15 protein-coding genes, 1 tRNA gene and 1 pseudogene are annotated in these 22,610 nt (G+C 38.4%); 2 read left to right on the forward strand and 15 right to left on the reverse strand.

All coding sequences use genetic code 11. The features are described 5' to 3' along the window. Positions 1-4: 4 nt before the first annotated feature. Both clpA and clpS read right to left on the reverse strand, forming a co-directional pair. Positions 5-2,356: an ATP-dependent Clp protease ATP-binding subunit ClpA gene (gene clpA, locus ACFILU_RS00440; protein WP_375674336.1), complete on the reverse strand. Its 2,352-nt coding sequence runs from the start codon at positions 2,354-2,356 to the stop codon at positions 5-7. Between the two features lie 6 nt (positions 2,357-2,362). Continuing rightward, entirely contained in the window at positions 2,363-2,734 is a 372-nt protein-coding gene (gene clpS, locus ACFILU_RS00445) for an ATP-dependent Clp protease adapter ClpS (RefSeq protein ID WP_273790742.1), read from the reverse strand. A gap of 235 nt (positions 2,735-2,969) precedes the next feature. Here clpS and ACFILU_RS00450 point away from each other — a divergent pair, with 235 nt between their 5' ends. Together ACFILU_RS00450 and ACFILU_RS00455 are read left to right on the forward strand one after the other, a co-directional pair. Beyond that, the gene (locus ACFILU_RS00450) at positions 2,970-4,319 is read left to right on the forward strand and encodes a D-alanyl-D-alanine carboxypeptidase (RefSeq protein WP_375663171.1); all 1,350 of its coding nucleotides are present in this window, start codon (positions 2,970-2,972) and stop codon (positions 4,317-4,319) included. Between the two features lie 32 nt (positions 4,320-4,351). Next, positions 4,352-4,630 carry a hypothetical protein gene (locus ACFILU_RS00455; protein ID WP_273790659.1) on the forward strand — a complete coding sequence of 93 codons (279 nt, stop codon included), beginning with the start codon at positions 4,352-4,354 and terminating at the stop codon, positions 4,628-4,630. Between the two features lie 1,801 nt (positions 4,631-6,431). Here the strand turns inward: ACFILU_RS00455 and ACFILU_RS00460 are convergent. The 13 genes and pseudogenes from ACFILU_RS00460 to ACFILU_RS00520 all read right to left on the reverse strand — a co-directional run. Next, the gene (locus ACFILU_RS00460) at positions 6,432-7,823 is read right to left on the reverse strand and encodes an L-serine ammonia-lyase (protein ID WP_375631239.1); all 1,392 of its coding nucleotides are present in this window, start codon (positions 7,821-7,823) and stop codon (positions 6,432-6,434) included. Between the two features lie 341 nt (positions 7,824-8,164). Continuing rightward, a complete protein-coding gene (locus ACFILU_RS00465; RefSeq protein WP_375674340.1) occupies positions 8,165-8,854 on the reverse strand; it encodes a nitroreductase in 690 nt (229 codons plus the stop codon). 206 nt (positions 8,855-9,060) lie between these two features. Further along, entirely contained in the window at positions 9,061-9,447 is a 387-nt protein-coding gene (locus ACFILU_RS00470; protein ID WP_375631240.1) for a MerR family DNA-binding transcriptional regulator, read from the reverse strand. 545 nt (positions 9,448-9,992) lie between these two features. Beyond that, a complete protein-coding gene (gene rpoC, locus ACFILU_RS00475; protein ID WP_273790656.1) occupies positions 9,993-14,204 on the reverse strand; it encodes a DNA-directed RNA polymerase subunit beta' in 4,212 nt (1,403 codons plus the stop codon). A gap of 172 nt (positions 14,205-14,376) precedes the next feature. Then, entirely contained in the window at positions 14,377-18,525 is a 4,149-nt protein-coding gene (gene rpoB, locus ACFILU_RS00480; protein ID WP_375674337.1) for a DNA-directed RNA polymerase subunit beta, read from the reverse strand. Between the two features lie 289 nt (positions 18,526-18,814). Next, the gene (gene rplL, locus ACFILU_RS00485; protein WP_375674338.1) at positions 18,815-19,186 is read right to left on the reverse strand and encodes a 50S ribosomal protein L7/L12; all 372 of its coding nucleotides are present in this window, start codon (positions 19,184-19,186) and stop codon (positions 18,815-18,817) included. Positions 19,187-19,287: 101 nt separating this feature from the next. Next, positions 19,288-19,806, reverse strand: coding sequence for a 50S ribosomal protein L10 (gene rplJ / locus ACFILU_RS00490; RefSeq protein WP_375674339.1), 519 nt, complete (start codon positions 19,804-19,806; stop codon positions 19,288-19,290). 361 nt (positions 19,807-20,167) lie between these two features. After that, positions 20,168-20,872, reverse strand: a complete 705-nt coding sequence (gene rplA, locus ACFILU_RS00495; RefSeq protein WP_375631242.1) for a 50S ribosomal protein L1 — start codon at positions 20,870-20,872, stop codon at positions 20,168-20,170. 4 nt (positions 20,873-20,876) lie between these two features. After that, positions 20,877-21,305 carry a 50S ribosomal protein L11 gene (gene rplK, locus ACFILU_RS00500; protein WP_273723157.1) on the reverse strand — a complete coding sequence of 143 codons (429 nt, stop codon included), beginning with the start codon at positions 21,303-21,305 and terminating at the stop codon, positions 20,877-20,879. Positions 21,306-21,455: 150 nt separating this feature from the next. Beyond that, positions 21,456-21,986, reverse strand: a complete 531-nt coding sequence (nusG, locus tag ACFILU_RS00505; protein ID WP_273790740.1) for a transcription termination/antitermination protein NusG — start codon at positions 21,984-21,986, stop codon at positions 21,456-21,458. 20 nt (positions 21,987-22,006) lie between these two features. Beyond that, positions 22,007-22,219, reverse strand: coding sequence for a preprotein translocase subunit SecE (secE, locus tag ACFILU_RS00510; RefSeq protein ID WP_273790652.1), 213 nt, complete (start codon positions 22,217-22,219; stop codon positions 22,007-22,009). Between the two features lie 199 nt (positions 22,220-22,418). Next, positions 22,419-22,494, reverse strand: a tRNA-Trp gene (locus ACFILU_RS00515). Positions 22,495-22,541: 47 nt separating this feature from the next. Next, a pseudogene (locus ACFILU_RS00520) lies at positions 22,542-22,610 on the reverse strand (elongation factor Tu); the annotation flags it as partial.

The raw sequence follows: 22,610 nt of genomic DNA on the forward strand, positions 1-22,610 counted from the left end.
ACTCTTAAGTTGGTGAGCTTTTTTTTCCTACACGTTTTTTTGTAAAATTTTCCATTTTACTTTTCTTTGAACTTACAGATATATCGGAAGATGAAATTTCTAACTGTAGGCTTTCTTTTTTACCATTTGATTTTTGTGTCAATACGCGAACGATACCACCATTGCGTAACTTTCCAAATAAAATTTCATCAGCTAATGGCTTTTTAATATATTCTTGTATAACACGCCCTAATGGGCGTGCTCCCATCTGAGAATCATATCCTTTATTGGAAAGCCATAAAGTTGCTGAAGGGCTTAATTCAAAACAAATTCCCCGATCAGCTAATTGTGCTTCAAGCTGAAAAATAAATTTTTGCACTATCTGATTGATGATTAAATGAGATAAAGGTGCAAACGGAATAATTGCATCTAACCGATTACGAAATTCTGGTGTAAATAACCGATTGATTGCTTCTATATCCTCACCATCACGATGTACTTTCCCAAATCCAATAGCTGATTTTGCCATATCTGAAGCACCCGCATTGGTCGTCATAATCAAAATAACATTGCGGAAATCAATTTTCTTACCATTATGGTCTGTTAATCTACCATAATCCATTACCTGCAATAAAATATTAAATAACTCTGGATGCGCTTTCTCAATCTCATCTAGCAATAGAACTGCGTGAGGTTTCTGATCAACGGCATCTGTAAGGAGACCTCCTTGATCAAACCCTATATAACCTGGAGGTGCTCCGATTAAACGTGCTATCGTATGCCGTTCCATATATTCTGACATATCAAAACGCAATAATTCAATGCCTAAAGATGATGCAAGCTGTTTTGCAACTTCAGTTTTTCCTACACCTGTTGGTCCTGAAAATAAATAACTTCCTATTGGTTTATCCGGTTCGCGTAAACCTGCTCGCGCCAATTTTATGGATGAAACTAAGATGGAAATTGCCTGATCTTGACCATAAACAACATGTTTGAGTTCTCTTTCAAGCTTACTCAGTATCTTCTGATCATTCCGGGAAACTGTTTTTGGTGGAATTCTTGCAATTGTAGCAACAGTCGCTTCAATTTCTTTAACACCTATACTCTTCTTGCGTTGTTTTTGTGGCAAAAGCTTTTGCGCTGCGCCACTTTCATCAATAATATCAATTGCTTTGTCAGGTAACCTACGATCAATTATATAACGTGAAGATAATTCTACAGATGCCTTCATCGCCTGATCTGTATATTTAATCTGATGAAAATCTTCAAAGTAAGGCTTCATCCCTTGCAAAATCTTAATCGCATCTGTAACAGAAGGTTCATTAATATCAATCTTCTGAAAACGACGCTCTAAAGCGCGATCTTGTTCAAAGAATTTGCGGTATTCTCTATAAGTCGTCGAACCAATACATCGCATAGTTCCAGAAGATAATACAGGTTTCAAAAGATTTGCTGCATCCATATTTCCCCCTAATGTCGCTCCTGCTCCAATTAAGGTATGAATTTCATCAATAAATAAAATAGCATCTGGATACAGCTCAAACTCTTTAATAACTTGCTTTAAGCGTTCTTCAAAATCACCGCGATAACGTGTACCTGCAACAAGTCCCCCCATATCAAGAGAAAATATTGTTGCATTTGATAAAACTTCAGGTACTTGCCCATCAACAATGCGTTTTGCTAATCCCTCAATTATAGCGGTTTTCCCCACTCCAGGATCACCAACCAAAAGCGGATTGTTTTTCGACCTTCGACATAAAATCTGAATCATGCGTGAAATTTCTATTTCACGGCCAATTAATAAATCAATTTTTCCATTACGTGCTTTACAATTGAGATCAACACAATAATTCGTTAAAGCACTTGTTCCTCTTTCACCATTATCCGAAATCTGCTGATCTAATTGCTCTTCAAGTCCTTCAAGTAACATGGATAACCCATCATCACGCGTGACACCCTGTGAAATAAAACGTACAGCATCATAGCGTGTCATTCCCATCTCTTGAAGAAAATATGCTGCATGGCTTTCACGTTCAGAAAAAATTGCAACAAGAACATTTGCCCCCGATACTTCATCTTTTCCAGCCGATTGTGCATGAATCACCGCACGTTGGATAACACGCTGGAAAAAAGCTGTAGGCTTTGTATCCTCATCAGCTCTAATCTGTTCATCTAACTCTGAGCGAAGATAATTGGTTAAGCGCTCTCGCAATTCCTCCACATCTACTTGGCAAGCCTGAATAACGGAATTTGCATCGGCATCATCTAACAGCGCAAGTAGAAGATGCTCTAATGTTGCATATTCATGCCGTGCTTGAGTAGCAATTGTTAATGCACGATGTAAAACCTCTTCAAGACTAGGTGTAAAAGATGGCATAGCTCCTCACTTCCATTCCATTACACATTGTAACGGATGTTCATTTTGACGCGCACATTCTCTCACTTGTAATATTTTCATTTCAGCGACTTCATAAGTATAAGTCCCACATTCTCCTATCCCATTGTGATGAACATTTAACATTATCCGCGTTGCCTCTTCGAAACTTTTTTTAAAAAAGTTCTTCAAAACAAAAACAACAAAATCCATAGGTGTGTAATCATCATTAAGCAAAAAAACTCGACATAATTTAGGTTTTTCGAGTTTTTCTCTAGCCTTAGGCATTATAACCGCACCATGTCTACCTTCATCCCAATTCTTGCCCTTTTCATTATGCATAATATGAGCTATAGAGTTTATTATGAGCGTCTGTCCCATTATCGTTTTCCATGCAGCACATTTTTTATTAATTTTAAATTCTTTCATAACTATTGCAATACCTGTTTGTATTAGAAAAAAATTTCCCTCTATGGTTAGACTTCAATCACTCACTCATAAAATAACTTCTGTAAACAAATTAGTAATACCATTCGTCTAAATTGCATCAACAAATTACAGAAAAGGAAGCTTTATAGAAGTTTTTCAGGATAAATGGAGAAATAGGATACTGCAAGTGTATATTAATTATCAAAAAATTATGCGCTACTGTAAAACAATAGCAATTTCTTTTGTTGTGTTAGCTTTTTCTTACTGTTGGGCATCAGCCACACCTCAAGGCGCCTATCCTGATAAGTATGCGGCTATTGTTATAGATGCTACTACGGGAAAAACTCTATTTCAAGCCAATGCAACACTGAAACGTTATCCTGCTTCTTTAACAAAAATGATGACATTGTACTTACTCTTTGAAGCTATGCAGATGCGTCGTGTGACACCCAATACACCAATTCCTGTTTCACATTATGCAGCAATGCGTCCACCGACAAAAATTGGGTTTAAAGCAGGCCAAACAATTTCTGCAGAATCAGCAGCTAAAGCACTCATTACAAGATCTGCAAATGATGTTGCTGCTGCCATTGCAGAATATCTTGGAGGTAGTGAAAAAAAATTCGCTCAAATGATGACAGCAAAAGCTCATAAACTTGGCATGAAACATACACATTTCGCAAATGCTTCAGGACTTCCGGATGTGCGCAATTATTCTACAGCACGAGATATAGCGACTTTGTCCTTAGCTTTACGTAAACATTTTCCCAAACAATATAAATTGTTCAAAACAAAAAGTTTTAATTTCCGTGGACATAAAATTAACAGCCACAATAAACTTGTTAAAATAATGAAAGGTGTCGATGGAATTAAAACAGGATACACACAAATGTCAGGTTCTAATTTAGCAACTTCGATGCGTCTTGAGGGGCGCTCTATTGTCGCTGTTGTTATGGGAGGTAAATCATCTACTGCACGTGACGAGCATATGGCTAGCTTATTGAATCAATATTTGCCCAAAGCAAGCCAAATGAAAAGTGGTGAACATTTAATAGCTTCTGTACGCTATCACTTACCCACTGGCGCCAATACTCCTATACCAACCATTAAAGATGATTTAAGTAATTTTGACGATGAAATTTCGACTATGTTGACAGCATTTGCAGAACAACCTAAAAACTCCAACATCGCAATAACGGCTGTAAATAAGGTAATTATACCAATACCGAACCCTCAAAAAACTATACCGGTTGAGACTCATAAAATTGTAACAGCCTCTTTGTCCGAAAATGCCGGATGGGCTATCCAAATAGGTTCTCTTCCTAGTGAAGAACAAGCAAAAACTCTACTTTTAAAAGCAAAAAATATAGCTTTTTCTACTTTAAAGCACGCATCTTCACATATGCAACTGTTTGAAAAGAATGGGCAGCGTTATTACCGGGCGCGCTTTACAGGGTTTCAATCAAAAAAAGCTGCATTTGATGCTTGTTCTACATTAAAGAAAGCAAATTTTAACTGCTATACTGTAGCCTACTAAAAAATTTTGAATTCTGCGTTAAGGATAGTATTATGACAGATAATGCTTTTGCTTCATTCCATAAAAAAGAAATTTTATTGAAGCAATCATCCCTTCTTTCATTGCGTTCTCTTCACGATGCTGCTGCAAAACTTACTGGTTTAAAATATAATTCGACTGCATTAGATACACAATCTCTTGTTAACCTTCTCATTTGCCAAACAATGCGCAACCGTCGTCTCATAATGCCTCCTGTACGCATTCATTTACGCGTTGCGAGCCAAACTGGTAATGTGCCTATTAAAATCCGTCTAGGAGCAACAAATATTTAATTCTACAGACCATCTCTAAAAAACTATTTTATTATTAACCATTATCTATAGCCTTAGAAAACCCTTTGATAAACATACTTTTTTCTTAAATTGTGGAATTGTTTTGACAGCTTTTCCAACTATCCAATATCTCCAAGCCTTCAATAAAACCATTGTTAAGAACATAAAAAACATCCAATATTTTTCCACTTTTGGATTTAATATAAAAAATTATCCTTGATATCTTTTTGGAAAAATGAATAGCTTCATTGGATGAAAGCTTATCATTTTAGGAATTATTCTAAACGTTCAATAAAGAAAGTCCCTCTTACTAATGCTCCCCTGACAACATAAACGCTGTAAAAAATAATCTCACTCCTCTTACTTGTATTTCTTTCAACAGACAAAGCAAATTGGAAAATAAAAATACTACCGATGAAAAAACGTAAAAGAAATTATCAGATTAAATATTATGATAACGATTTCCATAAGATTTTAATTTATAATTATAATTTATTTTTTGCATATTGAATAAGAGATTTTCGTAAAATTCTCTTATTTTCCTTCTTATATTGAATCAGTCAAAATCGTCCGCCTGCTCATCACGAGAAAGATTGGCATATAAACTATTTAAAAAAGGAAACAAATATCCCTTATGAATTATTTCAAGTATTAGGATCTTTTGTAACATTGAACGTTGAAAAAAGGATGATAGTGCTGGTTTTCTCCCTTTATAAATAAAGATGCTAATACTCTATAGATTTTATACCATTCATGGAATGACTTACATTATACTACTCATATTCAAGATGCTGATTTATAAAGATAATTCATTATTTTGCATGTTAGATGATAATCTCGAATATCGTAAGATTCTCTCATTTGAAACTTGTTTATGTTGAATTAATAAAAACCGTTCTCTTGCATGTTATGGGCGAGATTAGTGTGTGGCGTAAAACTGTACCCAAAATACTCAAAATACCTATAATGAACCATTTCAAATGCTAAGGGCTTTGATCCCTGTACGGGGGGGCTTGGCAAAGTGTGCAATCATGCCCAGCGTACTCTTTTTATTAAGCATAAAGATGGGACAACTCAATGGATTTACCGTTATTATATCATTCACGGGTGCCATCGCGAAATGAGCTTAGGAGCGTTGAGAAATATTTTTTAAACGAACTCACGAACAAGTAACACGATAATGTTCTATCGTGTGCATTCTATTCTCATGAAAATTTTTATAAATATTTCCTAATGTATACGTTATTATTTATTTTAATTTTTTTGTCGGTACAGAATTTATAAATAAAAAAGATATTCCCAATATATCTTTAATTATTGTAAATTAGTGTTTCTTTTCAAGATATTTTTTTACCATATAGGTAGCAAAAAACTTCACTTTTAAAAAATTAAAATCTTTAAAAATCTCTCTTTATCATAATTATTCAGATTTAAAATAAATTTTCCTTGGATACTCAGGTATAATCTTCCATTACTTAAAAGATATGGCTATGGAAACTTTTTAAAACCATAAAACCCAGCTAAAAAAATAATGGTAAATTGATCACTAATTTTACTTTACGCTTTTTTATTTTTTCCATTTTAGGACAAATCAAACATATATCAACAATACGCTCTCTCCAAACTTGTATCAACAGCTACTATTCGTTAAGAAAGCACTGAGCCATCTCAAATTTATTTTAAGCATGCTGCTGAATTAACTTGGAGTTTTGATTTATAAGGAACAAAAAACATAAGCTTTATCAGGAAATACGATTCTTCTCCAAAACGTCCAGTTATGGATTGAAAAATGTTCTAGCTCTTAACAAGATATTGCATTGACTGCAAGACCACCTTTACTTGTCTCTTTATAGCGTTCACTCATATCATGACCAGTCTGGCGCATTGTTTCTATACAAGCATCAAGAGAAACAAAATGATCTCCATTACCATATAATGCAAGAGAAGAAGCCGTTACCGCCTTAACAGCTCCCATTGCATTACGCTCAATACAAGGAACTTGTACAAGACCTGCAACAGGATCACATGTCATTCCCAAATGATGTTCAAGCGCAATTTCTGCCGCATTTTCAATTTGAGCTGGTGTTCCACCTAATGCTGCGGTCAACCCTGCTGCGGCCATTGAAGATGCCGTTCCAACTTCACCTTGACACCCAACTTCTGCACCAGAAATAGAGGCATTATGTTTGATAACACCGCCTATAGCTGCTGCCGTTAATAGAAAATTATGTATTCCCTCTCGATCTGAATCATCATTAAATTGAAGATAATAACGCAAAACGGCTGGGACAACACCAGCTGCGCCATTTGTTGGTGCTGTAACAACACGACCACCTGCTGCATTTTCCTCATTGACTGCTATAGCATATACCGAAAGCCAATCATTTGCCCAAAGTGGATAATTGTGATTTTTCCTTTGATTTTCCAAAAGCGTTTCATGCAGCTTTTTAGCACGCCTTAGAACACGCAATCCACCAGGCAACTCACCTTCTTGTGAAAGACCTCTATCAATGCAATTTGTCATCGCTGAAAAAATTTCATCAAGCCCTACATCAAGAGAAGAACGCTCTATCTTTGTTTCTTCATTTAAGCGCTTCATTTCAGCAATTGAAAGTCCTGATTTTTCTGCCATTGATAACATTGTACAAGCAGAATCGAATGGATATGGTACCTCAAATGCTTCTGGTTGTATATTATCATTCATATGGCTTAATTCATCCTCAGTCACAACAAAGCCACCACCGATAGAATAATAAATCTGCCGCAACAGAACATTCCCATCAGTATTAAGTCCTTCAAAGGCTAGTCCATTTGTATGTCCAGGGAGGATTTGCTTTCGTTCAAAAATAAGATCACATTGCACATCAAACTGATAAGCGGGATGGCCTTCTGGTTGCACTTTTTTTTCACGTATAACTTTTTCTAACAGAAACCCCATGCTATCAGGATCAACAGTAGAAGCTTTTTCTCCTAAAAGTCCTAATATGATAGCCCTATCTGTTGCATGACCAATACCCGTGAAAGCTAACGAACCATAAAGATAAACACGTATACGAGAAACTTGAATATCAGACGACTGAGAAAAATCTCCTATCTTTTGCAAAAACATATTAGCAGCTGTCATCGGTCCCATCGTATGTGAGCTAGAAGGACCAATCCCAATTTTAAAAAGTTCAAAAACAGATAGAAACACGTATCACCTCAAAACTATAGTACAGTTTGAGCATATATGCTTTTTCATAACGTTTTTCCCGTTTAAAATCAAATTGCGAGATAAACTAAAAAAATAACAGCAATAAACACGAATGTCGCTCGTCTTGCTACCACCCAACACTTTCTTTCTATAGTGTTTTCCATTAGCCAACCTTCAAAACGGGCAATGCCCCTAGAGTCACCACTCCTAATGTTCCAAGCGTAGTAAAATAAGTGTTAATATGCAATATTAAAATTCAATAAGGATGAGAAATCTTATCGGAAATATTTTTCATAATGCACTAAGTTCTTCAAAACGTATGCTTAATTGTATGAAATATTTTATGGGTATGTTTCAATGAAACGTACAAAGTTTTCTAACGATTCTCGTTCTGTCTCAAACTTGTTTTCTGGAGCACTCATATCGCGATAACCAAGTGCCATACCACAGATAATATGGCGATCAGAAGGAATAGATAAAAGCGTACGAATCTGTTTATGATAATCAGCAAAAGCAGCTTGAGGACAGGTATCTAATCCAAATCCACGTGCAGCTAACATAATGGTCTGCATAAACATACCCAAATCAAGCCAACTCCCTATTTCCATGTCGTGATCCATTGTAAATAAGAGTCCTACAGGTGCATCAAAAAATAAAAAATTTCGCGCCTTTTGATGAAGTATTTTTTCTTTATCTCCTTTTTGAATTCCAAGACTCTGATAAAGATCCAAACCAACTTTTCGACGCCTTGAAATATAAGGCTCACGCCACTGACGTGGATAATAACTATATTCACGCTCTCCTTTTACACCTGAAAGCACAAGTTGTGAAAGCTCTTGCCCTACTTTCTGTAATACACTTCCTGTAAGCACAATCACTTGCCATGGCTGAATATTTGTTCCAGATGGTGCACGTGCTGCAAGTTTTAAGATTTCTTTGATTGTTTCCAAACTAACTGGCTGATCAGTAAAAGCGCGAATTGACTTTCGTGACAAAATAGATTGAAAAACACTCATAGGAGAAACTGTCATTGTTTTTACTTTCTTTATGAAAAATAATTTTTTCTTATCAAGGACAATATACTGCGAAAATACCTTTGCAGCTTTTTCAAACACTCTATTTCTTTAAATGACTTACACATTTCACGCAGTGTTAAATATCCCCCTTAGAGATAGTATAACCTATCCCTTTTAAGAGAAAGAAAATTGTCTAAAAGCAGACAAAATAAATTTTATAATCAATGACTAACCCCCAACTCCGCTAAGCTCTCAAAAAAACTCTCCTCAATTCGTTCTAAATCCTGTAGAAGATCATCAACATCATGCTGCATCTGCTTTAAATCAGCTCGTTTTTTATGAATTCCTGCAATTAATTTCTTAAGCTTTTTCTCATCATCTGGTGGTTTTCCAACTATTGTCAACATATCAGATATTTCAGACAACGAAAATTTAACTCTTTTAGCACGCAGTATTTGCTTTAACTTATGACGATCCGTTTGTGTATAAAGCCGTGTACTTCCACGCCGAAAAGGACTAAGAAGTCCCTCTTCTTCATAATAACGCAAAGTTCGAGCTGTTATTGAAAACTCACGTGTTAATTTTCCAATTGAATAATATTCGTACATTTTATCATTCTGTCTGCATAGATCACATTGTTATAAGAAATGTGTCTATTTTTTATAAAAAACTTAGTAAGCACCCTAATCTCTACTTTCCTGCATTCTAATTTATAAGAAAATACATTCTTATCATACAAGCATTGTATAGTAGAGAATCAATTATTTTTTAGATTACAGAAAAGACTATTGACCTTTCATTATAAGTCCTTTTAAATCTTTATAGAAGATATCAATCAAAAATTTTCCTAAAATTCAAAATCAATCATTATTTGATTTGTAGATAATCACTCTTTTCCTTGAATATGGCTTTTGAGTTTTACATATTTTGGAAAAATTCTATACTGCTTTTAGAAATTAAGAAACTTTAAAATAAAGTAACAAAAAAGATAAACATCATTACAAAATAATAAGCTACTAAAGACGTTCCAAATAACTGTCGCCTTATAATTTTTGACATTTTCAAGAAAATATGTAACTTCTGCATTTTGAGATAAAAAAACGTCTGAACTTTCTATTCAGACGTTTTTATATTATGTGATGTTGTATTTAAATTATTCAGCAACGGCCCCGGTTGTCATATTTGTCAACATAGCCTTAGCCACTTCGTTATTACTAGACTTACGCTGCTCATCTACAATCAAATCATCACGAACCGCAGCAATACGACGGATTTGAGAAATCGTACCACCTGTACCTGCTGGAATAAGACGACCGACAATAACGTTCTCTTTAAGTCCTTGCAAAGTATCAATTTTACCAGAAACTGCTGCTTCAGTAAGAACACGTGTTGTTTCCTGAAACGATGCCGCCGAAATGAAAGAAGGCGTTTGAAGAGAAGCTTTTGTAATTCCAAGAAGAATGGGATTACCAGATGCTGGTTTCTTCCCTTCTGCAATCAAATTATCATTGATTTCATCAAGTTCAATACGATCAACATTATCACCTGGAATATAACCAGAATCTCCAGATTCAGTAATTTCAACTTTTTGCAACATTTGACGAACAATCACTTCAATGTGCTTATCATTAATAAGAACTCCCTGTAAACGATAAACCTCCTGAATCTCATTAACAAGATAAGATGCCAAAGCTTCAACCCCCTTAATCGCCAAGATATCATGAGGTGCTGGATTACCATCAAGGATATAATCTCCCTTTTCAATTTGATCGCCTTCTTGGAAGTGAAACAACTTACCTTTTGGAATCAAATATTCTACTGCCTCAAGAGTTTCATCATTTGGTTCAATAATGATACGACGTTTATTCTTATAACCACGGCCGAATCGAATCGTACCACTTACTTCAGCAATAATCGCATGATCCTTTGGACGACGCGCTTCAAAAAGCTCAGCCACACGTGGTAAACCACCCGTAATATCTTTCGTCTTGGCACTTTCCATTGGCAAACGAGCAATAACATCACCAGCCTTAACATGAGCACCAAGCTCAACAGAAAGAATAGTTTCCACTGACATCATATAACGGGCTTCACCTCCCTTATACAATTTAGCAATGGATTCACCTTCTTTATCTGTGTGAATAATAATGGCTGGTTTAAGATCCGCACCACGTGGATTAGCGCGCCAATCAATCACCAAACGCTTTGTAATACCCGTAGATTCATCAGCTGTTTCAGTGACAGATAGACCATCAACCATATCTTCAAAACCCACATATCCTTCAACTTCCGTTAAAATTGGACGTGTATAAGGATCCCATTCTGCTATACGTTGGCCACGTTTAACCACATCACCATCATCAACAAAAATATGAGCACCATAGCTAACACGATGTACAACGCGCTCTTTTCCTAACTCATCCTTGATAAGGATAGCCATATTACGCCCCATAACAACCAATTGGCCTTCAGAGTTACGAACCACATTACGATTACGAATCTCCACCTTACCTTCATAAGATGCCTCTAAATACGATGAATCAACAACCTGCGCAGTTCCTCCTAAGTGGAAAGTACGCATAGTAAGCTGTGTTCCCGGCTCACCAATGGATTGAGCAGCAATAACACCAACGGCTTCTCCCTGATTAACAGGTGTTCCACGCGCCAAATCACGACCATAGCATTTTGCACAAACACCAAGACGTGTTTCACATGTTAAAGCAGAGCGAATTTGAACAGATTGAATCCCAGCTGCTTCAATCTTCGCAACATCAGCTTCCTCAATCATTGCTCCACCTTCAAGGATAACCTCTCCAGAGACAGGATGTAGAATATCAACAAGCGCTGTACGACCAAGAATTCTTTGCCCAATGGAGGCAACAATTTGTCCTGCATCAACAATCGGCTGCATGGTAAGCCCTTTTGCGGTACCACAATCAACTGCTGAAATAATAGCATCCTGTGCAACATCAACAAGACGCCGTGTTAAATAACCAGAGTTCGCCGTCTTTAACGCAGTATCAGCAAGTCCTTTACGTGCACCATGCGTGGAATTGAAGTACTCATTAACAGTTAGACCTTCTTTAAAATTTGAAATAATGGGCGTTTCAATAATTTCACCCGATGGTTTTGCCATTAATCCACGCATACCGGCCAATTGTCTCATCTGGTTAGCAGAACCACGAGCACCAGAGTGCGACATCATATAGATCGAATTCATCGGCCGTTGACGACCTGTTTTAGGATCAAAATCGACGGCTTGAATACGTTTCATCATTTCATCTGCAACGCGATCTGTACATTTACCCCAAGCATCTACAACCTTATTGTATTTTTCACCTTGTGTAATCAAACCATCATTATATTGCTGTTCGTACTCCTTAGCCAAAGCTTCTGTTTCTGCAACTAAACGAGACTTACTATCAGGAATAACCATATCATCCTTACCGAATGAAATTCCTGCACGACAAGCATAAGAAAAGCCAAGCTGCATAATACGGTCACAAAAAATAACCGTCTCTTTTTGTCCACAGTGCCGATAAACATGATCAATCATTTTAGAAATATTCTTTTTCGTCATCTCTTGATTGACAATATCAAATGAGATATCCGCACTTCTTGGCAAAAGCTCACCGATAATCAAACGACCAGGTGTCGTATCATAAAGTTTAGAAACTTCTTTTCCATCCTTCCCAATATTCTTAACACGGCCTTTAATCTTCGTATGAAGCGTTACAACCTTATTTTCCAAGGCATAATGAAGCTCACCTATATCAGAAAAGGCCATTCCTTCACCTGGTTCTTTTTCAGAAACAATTGAAAGATAATAAAGACCAAGAACCATATCCTGTGAGGGAACAATAATGGGAGCACCATTGGCCGGATGAAGAATATTATTGGTGGACATCATCAAAACACGGGCTTCAAGCTGTGCTTCAAGAGAAAGCGGAACGTGAACCGCCATCTGATCACCATCAAAATCTGCATTAAAAGCAGTACACACCAGTGGATGAAGTTGAATAGCTTTGCCTTCAATTAAGATAGGTTCAAAAGCCTGAATCCCCAAACGGTGCAATGTTGGCGCACGGTTGAGTAAAACAGGGTGTTCACGAATAACCTCATCCAAGATATCCCAAACTTCTGGATGTTCTTTTTCAACAAGCTTCTTTGCCTGCTTTACCGTTGATGAATAGCCTTTTGCATCAAGCCGCGCATAAATAAAAGGCTTAAATAATTCAAGAGCCATTTTTTTAGGAAGACCACATTGATGCAATTTTAATTCAGGACCCGTCACGATAACAGAACGCCCCGAGTAATCAACTCGCTTCCCAAGTAAGTTCTGACGAAACCGTCCTTGCTTGCCCTTCAACATATCTGATAGAGACTTGAGAGGACGTTTATTGGCTCCAGTAATCACACGCCCACGCCGTCCATTATCAAACAATGCATCAACAGCTTCTTGTACCATACGCTTTTCATTGCGCACGATAATTCCAGGAGCACGCAATTCAATCAGCCGTTTCAAGCGGTTATTACGATTAATAACACGCCGATAAAGATCATTCAGATCTGATGTCGCAAAACGCCCACCATCAAGCGGAACCAATGGACGCAAATCCGGTGGAATAACCGGAATTGTTTTCATTATCATCCACTCTGGCTTATTTCCAGATTCAAGAAAATTTTCAACGATTTTAAGTCGTTTAATCAATTTTTTCTGCTTTAACTCTGAAGTTGTTTCAGCTAATTCGAGACGCAAATCATTAGCGATTTTATCTAACTCCATACTAGCTAAAAGCTCGTAAATAGCTTCAGCGCCAATCATAGCTGTAAATTGATCTTCTCCGAACTCATCAATAGCAAGCATATATTCTTCTTCAGAAAGAAGCTGATGGAGCTTAAGAGATGTCAATCCTGGTTCGGTTACAATATAATTCTCAAAATAAAGAACCCGCTCAATATCTTTTAAAGTTAAATCTAAAAGTGTAGAAATACGACCTGGTAATGATTTAAGAAACCATATATGTGCAACAGGTGCCGCAAGTTCAATATGCCCCATACGCTCACGACGTACGCGCGAAAGAGTAACCTCTACACCGCATTTTTCACAAATAATGCCCTTATACTTCATGCGTTTATATTTGCCACATAGACACTCATAGTCCTTAATAGGGCCAAATATACGTGCACAAAAAAGACCATCACGTTCTGGTTTAAAAGTCCGATAATTAATAGTCTCAGGCTTCTTAATCTCACCATACGACCAGGACAAAATTTTCTCAGGACTCGCAATAGAAATACGAATAGAGTCAAATGTCTGCGCTGGCGCTTGAGGATTGAAAAGATTCATGACCTCGTGGTTCATGCTGTTCTCCTTCAAAGATTCTTAGAACCTGTTGTAATATCTCATTTATTTTATAACAGATCTTCTTTAAAATACATTTACTTTTAAAAACGACCTGTATAGCCTTAATAAGGTTATTGAGCCTCTTAAAGTAATAAGAGCGCAGCCTTTTTCCAGTGCGCTCCTTGAATTATCACTCTGCCGTATCAGACAATGCCCGCTGTGCAATAAGTTCACGCGCATCATCAAGCTCCACATTAAGAGCAAGTGAGCGCATTTCTTTTACCAACACATTAAAGCTTTCGGGTATCCCTGCCTCAAATGTATCATCACCACGCACAATTGCCTCATAGACTTTTGTCCGCCCAGCCACATCATCCGATTTTACTGTTAGCATCTCCTGCAAAGTGTATGCAGCACCATAAGCTTCAAGTGCCCATACCTCCATTTCACCAAAACGCTGACCACCAAACTGTGCCTTACCTCCTAATGGCTGCTGCGTAACAAGTGAATAGGGACCTATAGAACGTGCATGAATCTTATCATCAACAAGGTGATGCAATTTCAACATGTAAATATATCCCACCGTTACTGGACGATCAAAAGGCTCCCCAGTACGACCATCATAAAGCCTAACCTGCCCTGAACTATCTAAGCCTGCGTCTTCCAGCATCATGTTAATATCAGACTCATGTGCTCCATCAAAAACAGGCGTTGCAATTGAAACCCCTTTCTTCATCTGTAATGCCAATTTGTAGAGGCTTTCATTATCATACTGACGGACTGGTTCATTATGATTATCATCAGGCATAAGATTTTCAATACGCTGACGCAGCGGCAATATATCCCCAGTCTCTTGGTACAACTCTAACAAATCACCAATCTTCTTGCCCATCCCCGCACATGCCCAACCAAGGTGCGTCTCAAGAATTTGTCCAACATTCATACGGCTAGGCACACCAAGCGGATTCAAGACGATATCAGCATGGGTCCCATCTTCAAGAAACGGCATATCTTCTACGGGAAGAATACGTGAAACAACACCCTTATTTCCGTGACGTCCCGCCATCTTATCACCTGGTTGGATTTTACGCTTCACAGCCACAAAAACCTTCACCATTTTCATGACACCAGGAGGCATTTCATCACCTCTTTGGACCTTTTCAACTTTATCCATAAAGCGACGTTGTAATGCTTCCTTTGATTCATCATATTGCTTGCGCAAAGCTTCAATTTCATTTTGAAGTTTTTCATCCTCAACAGCAAATTGCCACCACTGGGATCGTGGATAATGCCCCATCACTGTACTATCAAGCTTTTTGCTGCCCGAAAAGCCTTTCGGACCTTCTACAGCAACTTTACCTGTCAACATATCGGTGAGGCGCGAATAAACATTGCGATCAAGAATAGACTGTTCATCATCACGGTCTTTTGCTAAACGCTCAATTTCTTCACGCTCAATTGCCATCGCACGTTCATCTTTTTCCACGCCATGGCGATTAAAAACGCGAACTTCAACAACAGTACCAAAAGTCCCAGGAGGCATACGCATAGAAGTATCACGAACATCGGATGCCTTTTCCCCAAAAATCGCACGCAGAAGCTTTTCTTCCGGCGTCATAGGACTTTCACCTTTTGGGGTAATCTTTCCAACTAAAATATCACCCGGTTGAACTTCAGCACCAATATAAATAATGCCAGCTTCATCAAGATTTCTTAACGCTTCTTCCGCAACATTAGGAATGTCGCGCGTAATTTCCTCAGGCCCAAGTTTTGTATCGCGTGCCGCAACTTCAAATTCCTCAATATGAATTGAAGTAAACACATCATCAGCAACAATGCGCTCGGATAACAAAATAGAATCTTCATAATTGTATCCATTCCAAGGCATAAAGGCTACGAGAACATTCCGCCCAAGAGCCAAATCACCAAGATCCGTGGATGGACCATCTGCAATGATATCACCTTTTTCTACCCTATCACCAACATTTACAAGAGGACGCTGATTAATACAAGTGGACTGATTAGAACGCTGAAATTTCTGTAAGCGGTAAATATCAACGCCTGATTTTGAAGGATCTAAATCTTCTGTTGCACGGATAACAATACGGGTAGCATCAACTTGATCAACAACACCACTACGTTTTGCACTCACAGCAGCTCCTGAATCGCGCGCAACTATGGATTCCATTCCCGTCCCAACAAATGGTGCTTCAGCGCGTACAAGAGGAACTGCCTGACGCTGCATGTTTGATCCCATAAGTGCACGATTCGCATCATCATTTTCCAAAAAAGGAATAAGCGCTGCTGCAACTGAAACCAACTGTTTTGGTGAAACATCCATCAAATCAACATGATCACGCGGCGCCATTAAAACTTCACCAGCATGACGGCAAACAACAAACTCTTCTATAAAACGACCTTCGCTATCTAATGAAGAATTAGCCTGAGCGACATAATGCTTTGCTTCTTCCATCGCTGAAAGATAAATAACTTCTTTTGTAACTTTTCCATCAATAATTTTTCGATATGGACTTTCAATAAAGCCATATTTGTTAACTCGCGCAAATGTTGCTAAGGAGTTGATTAGACCAATATTTGGGCCTTCTGGTGTTTCAATCGGACAAATACGACCATAATGCGTAGGATGTACGTCACGGACTTCAAAGCCCGCACGTTCACGAGTCAAACCGCCTGGACCAAGAGCAGAAAGACGGCGCTTATGGGTAATTTCCGACAATGGATTGGTTTGATCCATAAACTGCGACAATTGTGAAGACCCAAAAAACTCACGAACTGCTGCTGCAGCAGGCTTTGCATTGATCAAATCCTGTGGCATAACTGTATCAATTTCAACCGATGACATACGCTCTTTTATCGCACGCTCCATACGAAGAAGACCAATGCGATATTGATTTTCCATCAACTCCCCAACGGAACGAACGCGACGGTTGCCAAGATTATCAATATCATCAATTTCACCACGTCCATCACGCAATTCAACCAACATCTTAACAACAGCAAGAATATCCTCTTGGCGTAAAATGCGAACTGTGTCTGGACAATCAAGATCCATACGCAAATTCATCTTAACACGCCCAACAGCAGAAAGATCATAACGCTCTGGATCAAAAAACAATGAATGGAACATTGCTTCTGCTGTATCGATTGTTGGAGGCTCACCTGGACGCATTACTCGGTAAATATCAAATAACGCATCCTGCCGACTTTCATTTTTATCCACCTTCAAAGTATTGCGGATGTAAGCGCCAATATTCATGTGATCAATATCAAGAATATTGATTTGATCAGCACTAACATCAAGCAAAATTTTTAATACTTTTTCGTCAATTTCATCACCAGCCTCAAGGTAGATTTCACCTGTTTCGTAATTGACGATATCTTCAGCTAGATAACAACCTAATAAATCATCTTCACTAACTTTAACCGCTTTAAGTCCTTTTTCTGCCAAAGACTTCGCAGTACGAACTGTTAATTTTTTACCAGCCTCCGCAACGACTTCACCACTATCTGCATCTATAAGGTCAGAAATGAGCTTCATTCCTTTAAAGCGATCAACAGAATAAGGAACTCGCCATCCTTCTCCATCACGCTCATAAGTCACTTTATCATAAAACGTTGATAAAATATCTGACTCATCCATACCTAATGCCATCAAAAGACTTGTAACAGGAATTTTGCGCCGTCGATCAATACGCGCATAAACGATGTCCTTAGCATCAAACTCAATATCAAGCCAAGAACCACGATACGGAATAACACGAGCAGCAAAAAGAAGCTTTCCTGATGAATGGGACTTTCCTTTATCATGGTCAAAAAAGACACCAGGAGAACGATGCATCTGAGAAACAATAACACGCTCCGTACCATTAACAACAAAGGTACCATTCGTCGTCATTAAAGGCATATCGCCCATATAAACGCCTTGCTCTTTAATGTCTTTGATATCTTTGGAGCCAGTATCCTCATCAACATCAAAAACAATCAAACGCAATATGACCTTTAATGGGGCAGCATAAGTTAAATCACGTTGACGGCACTCTTCAACATCAAATTTTGGTAAATCAAATTCATAACCTACAAACTCAAGCATAGCTGTACCGGAAAAATCTGAAATAGGAAAAACAGATTTAAAAACAGCTTGCAAACCTTCATCTGGTCGTCCACCTTTCGGTTCCTCAACCATGAGAAACTGATCGTATGACGCTTTTTGAACCTCAATAAGATTCGGCATTTCTGCTACTTCAGGAATCTTACCAAAAAATTTGCGTACGCGCTTACGACCATTGAATTGAGACATCATTGCGTGAGTCTGAGCCATCGTCGCTCCTTGATCTTTACTCTTCAAGGTAGACCAACCTTGAAAGCCTTATATCATTAACCTGCATATGCAGACCAGTTCACTTGACACTCAATAATGAGCATCATTAACTTTCCCCACCAACATAAGCCATTTATCTTTTTGACTCTATGATGAAGGAGTAAGTAATCTAAACCTATCCCATTCCTGTTACGAAACCATTAGGAAAAGGTTTTTTACTCATTATTTTCCCTCTTTGTATTAAGAGAAAGAAATCGGCGAACATAAATGCCCGCCGATAAAATTAAATTTACTTAAGTTCCACTTTAGCACCAGCAGCTTCAAGTTGAGATTTAATTTTTTCTGCTTCTTCTTTAGAAGAAGCCTCTTTAATAGGCTTAGGTGCACCTTCAACCAGATCTTTAGCTTCTTTAAGACCAAGTCCAGTAAGAGCACGAACTTCCTTAATAACATTAATTTTTTGTGCGCCACCTTCAACAAGAATAACATCAAATTCTGTTTTTTCTTCAGCAGCTGGAGCAGCAGCACCAGCAACAGCAGCGACAGCTACAGGAGCAGCAGCCGAAACTCCCCACTTTTCTTCAAGTAACTTAGAAAGCTCAGCGGCTTCCAAAAGGGTTAGATTAGAAAGGTCTTCTACGATCTTCTCTAGATCAGCCATTTTTAAATTCCTTCAATTAAAAGATTTGAACCATTATTAAATTTTATCCAAAAAAACAGAAAAGCATTAAAGCTCTTCCATAAACGTGAACACAAACAGCCTTAAGCCGCCTTATCCTCCTGAGCATATGCTCCAATGACACGTGCAACCTGACCAGCAGGGGCATTAACAACCTGTGCAATACGGGTCGCAGGGGTAGAAATCATACCCACAAGTTTTGCACGCAACTCGTTTAATGAAGGCAATGAAGCCAATGACTTCACAGCATCTACAGTTAAACTTGTTACACCCATTGAACCGCCAAGTATGACAAATTTGTCATTGCTTTTCGCAAAATCAACAGCAACTTTCGGTGCTGTGATTGGATCTTCTGAATAAGCAATAAGTGTTTGTCCAGTAAACAAACCCACTATCGATTCAGATTCCGTGCCCTGAAGAGCGATTTTAGCAAGACGGTTTTTGGCGACTTTAACGGCACCGCCAGCTTCACCCATTTTCGAACGCAGATCATTCATCTGTGAAACTGTCAGACCGGAATAATGTGCAACAACAACAGAACCAGACTTCCGAAAAGCCTCGTTAAGCCATGTAACAAATTCGCGTTTTTCCGCTCTATTCACTGTCTCTCTCCATTTAACAGATTTACTTAAAACAAACCTGTTGGTTACCTTTGATAACATAAAATACTTCATGTCACCGATGAGGATCCTGTCCCCTTTTTCACGCACAGCGTTCAAAGGCAACCTTGGCTCAAACCCTTTAAGTCTTTTAACTCTCAGTTTTTACCCCAGTCTCATGCAGGTTTTTTTTGATTAAGATACTTAAAAGTATCACCTACAATCTCGGACAGGATATTCCGGAATTTCTCCCGGCACAACCTAAGCCCTATAAAGCTTAGATAGCTAAATGCTGATCAAAACCAGCACTTTAAAATACAATTTTGATATTCCCATACCCCAAAAAACAAAATCATAAATCAGCTTACATTAACTCTGAACGAACCGTTGCTGGATCAACTTTAACACCAACTCCCATAGTCGACGAAACAGCAACGCGTTTAATATATTCACCTTTTGCACCTTGCGGTTTGGCTTTAATAACTGCACTTGCAAAGGCTTTTATATTTTCTACGATTTTTTCAACACCAAAAGAAGCCTTACCAATACCAGCATGCACAATACCAGCTTTTTCCACACGAAACTCAACAGCACCACCTTTAGAAGCTTTGACAGCACCGGCGATATCAAGTGTTACAGTACCAACCTTCGGATTTGGCATCAAACTCCGTGGACCAAGAATCTTACCAAGACGACCAACAAGAGGCATCATGTCTGGCGTTGCAATGCAACGATCAAAGTCTATAGTCCCTCTATTAACGCTTTCAAACAAATCTTCGGCACCCACAATATCAGCTCCTGCCGCCTTAGCTTCCTCAGCCTTATCCCCACGAGCAAAAACGGCAACACGAATATTTCTCCCTGTCCCATTAGGCAAATGAGCAACGCCTCGAACCATTTGATCAGCATGACGAGGATCAACACCCAAGTTCATTGAAATTTCGATTGTTTCATCAAACTTAGCAACGGCACGCTCCTTAACCATTGAAACGGCATCTTTTAAAGCGTAAAGTTCATTAAAATCAATATCTTTTCGGATATTTTTTATTCTTTTTGCTACTTTTGCCATAATATTAGCCCACCACTTCCAAGCCCATCGAGCGAGCAGAACCTTCAACCATACGCATTGCTGCCTCAATGTCATTCGCATTAAGATCTTTCATCTTTGATTCCGCAATCGAACGAATTTTATCGCGAGAAATGCTTCCTACAGACACTTTACCAGGCTCTTTTGAGCCAGATTTCAGGTTTGCTTCCTTCTTTAAAAAGAATGATACAGGAGGCGTCTTGAGAGAAAACGTGAAAGACTTATCTTGGTAATACGTAATAACAACTGGAATCGGTGCCCCCTTTTCCATTTCTTGTGTCGCTGCATTAAACGCCTTACAAAATTCCATGATATTAATACCACGCTGCCCAAGAGCTGGACCAATCGGTGGAGATGGAGTAGCAGCTCCTGCAGGAACCTGCAACTTAAGCTGACCTATACTTTTTTTTGCCATAACAATCTGCCTTTAATTTCACTGGTATACTGACAATTCATCTTGCCCGTTACCCGCTTGCAGTCACGTGGTTCGGATCATTAAGCCGACAAAAGCTATAAATCACCTCCCACTCCTTCCTTAAAGTAATTAAAACTACTCTAAGTTTAATCAGAGTTTTTCAACCTGACCAAATTCCAAATCAACAGGCGTAGGACGCCCAAAAATAAGCACTTCAACCTTAAGACGAGAGCGCTCTTCTTCAACCTCTTGAACAATTCCATTAAACGAAACAAAAGGACCATCAGCAACGCGAACTTGCTCTCCAACCTCAAACAATACAGAGGACTTTGGAGACTCAACCCTTTCCTGAACTTGTTTGAGAATTTGCTCAACCTCTCGATCAGAAATAGGAACAGGACGCGCATCCGACCCTAAAAAACCTGTCACTTTAGGCGTATTCTTAATAAGATGATAAACTTCATCTGTTAACTCAGCACGAACAAGAACATAACCAGGAAAAAATTTTCGCTCAGTATCAACTTTGCGTCCACGACGAACCTCTACAACACGCTCTGTTGGAACAAAAATCTTTTCAAAAAGATGATCAAGTCCCTTTTGCTTTGCCTCCTTATCAATAGCTTCCGCTACTTTCTTTTCAAAATTTGAATATGCCTGAACAATATACCAACGAGCTGCCACAGTCACACTTCCTTACATTCTCAACTAAAAAGATATTTCAGAAGATCAATAACCCGCCAAACACCAAAATGCATAACCTGATCCACAATAAAAAAGAAAGCTGAAGCCAATGCAGTTACCAACAAAACCATAATAGTAGAAATAACCGTCTCACGACGTGTAGGCCATTTCACTTTAATTGTTTCTGCATAAACCTGTTTCAAAAAGGTAATCGGATTGGTTTTAGATGCCATCGTCACACTATACTCTCTCTAGTCCTATTGTGTTTTATAGAACAAAATAAACAGGAAAAAATGCAAAAGCCAACTTTCAGACTTATGCAATTTCCTTACTTTCTATTCAATACCGTTTCACACACAAAAAAACAAGCCCCATATCAAAAAAAGCGAAAAAGGCAGCAAAATCCACTCCCTTATATGTAAAATCCCCCTTTGGCAGGGGCAGCAGGACTTGAACCCGCGACCTGCGGTTTTGGAGACCGCCGCTCTACCAACTGAGCTATACCCCTAACTCTCAAAACTAAAACACTTTTAACACCCCTTTAACAAGCATTATTTATTCAATGATCTTAGAGACGATACCGGCACCAACAGTACGACCACCTTCACGAATAGCAAAACGAAG

The organism is Bartonella sp. CL100XZDX (genome assembly GCF_042195375.1).
Lineage (GTDB): Bacteria > Pseudomonadota > Alphaproteobacteria > Rhizobiales > Rhizobiaceae > Bartonella.

Excerpts from the sequence above, each read along its gene's own strand:
- secE (WP_273790652.1), bottom strand. The coding sequence starts at position 22,219 with ATGGCATCTAAAACCAATCCGATTACCTTTTTGAAACAGGTTTATGCA.
- clpA (WP_375674336.1), bottom strand. The coding sequence starts at position 2,356 with ATGCCATCTTTTACACCTAGTCTTGAAGAGGTTTTACATCGTGCATTA.
- rpoB (WP_375674337.1), bottom strand. The coding sequence starts at position 18,525 with ATGGCTCAGACTCACGCAATGATGTCTCAATTCAATGGTCGTAAGCGC.
- rpoC (WP_273790656.1), bottom strand. The coding sequence starts at position 14,204 with ATGAACCACGAGGTCATGAATCTTTTCAATCCTCAAGCGCCAGCGCAG.
- ACFILU_RS00465 (WP_375674340.1), bottom strand. The coding sequence starts at position 8,854 with ATGACAGTTTCTCCTATGAGTGTTTTTCAATCTATTTTGTCACGAAAG.
- ACFILU_RS00470 (WP_375631240.1), bottom strand. The coding sequence starts at position 9,447 with ATGTACGAATATTATTCAATTGGAAAATTAACACGTGAGTTTTCAATA.
- rplA (WP_375631242.1), bottom strand. The coding sequence starts at position 20,872 with ATGGCAAAAGTAGCAAAAAGAATAAAAAATATCCGAAAAGATATTGAT.
- clpS (WP_273790742.1), bottom strand. The coding sequence starts at position 2,734 with ATGGGACAGACGCTCATAATAAACTCTATAGCTCATATTATGCATAAT.
- ACFILU_RS00455 (WP_273790659.1), top strand. The coding sequence starts at position 4,352 with ATGACAGATAATGCTTTTGCTTCATTCCATAAAAAAGAAATTTTATTG.
- rplL (WP_375674338.1), bottom strand. The coding sequence starts at position 19,186 with ATGGCTGATCTAGAGAAGATCGTAGAAGACCTTTCTAATCTAACCCTT.
- rplK (WP_273723157.1), bottom strand. The coding sequence starts at position 21,305 with ATGGCAAAAAAAAGTATAGGTCAGCTTAAGTTGCAGGTTCCTGCAGGA.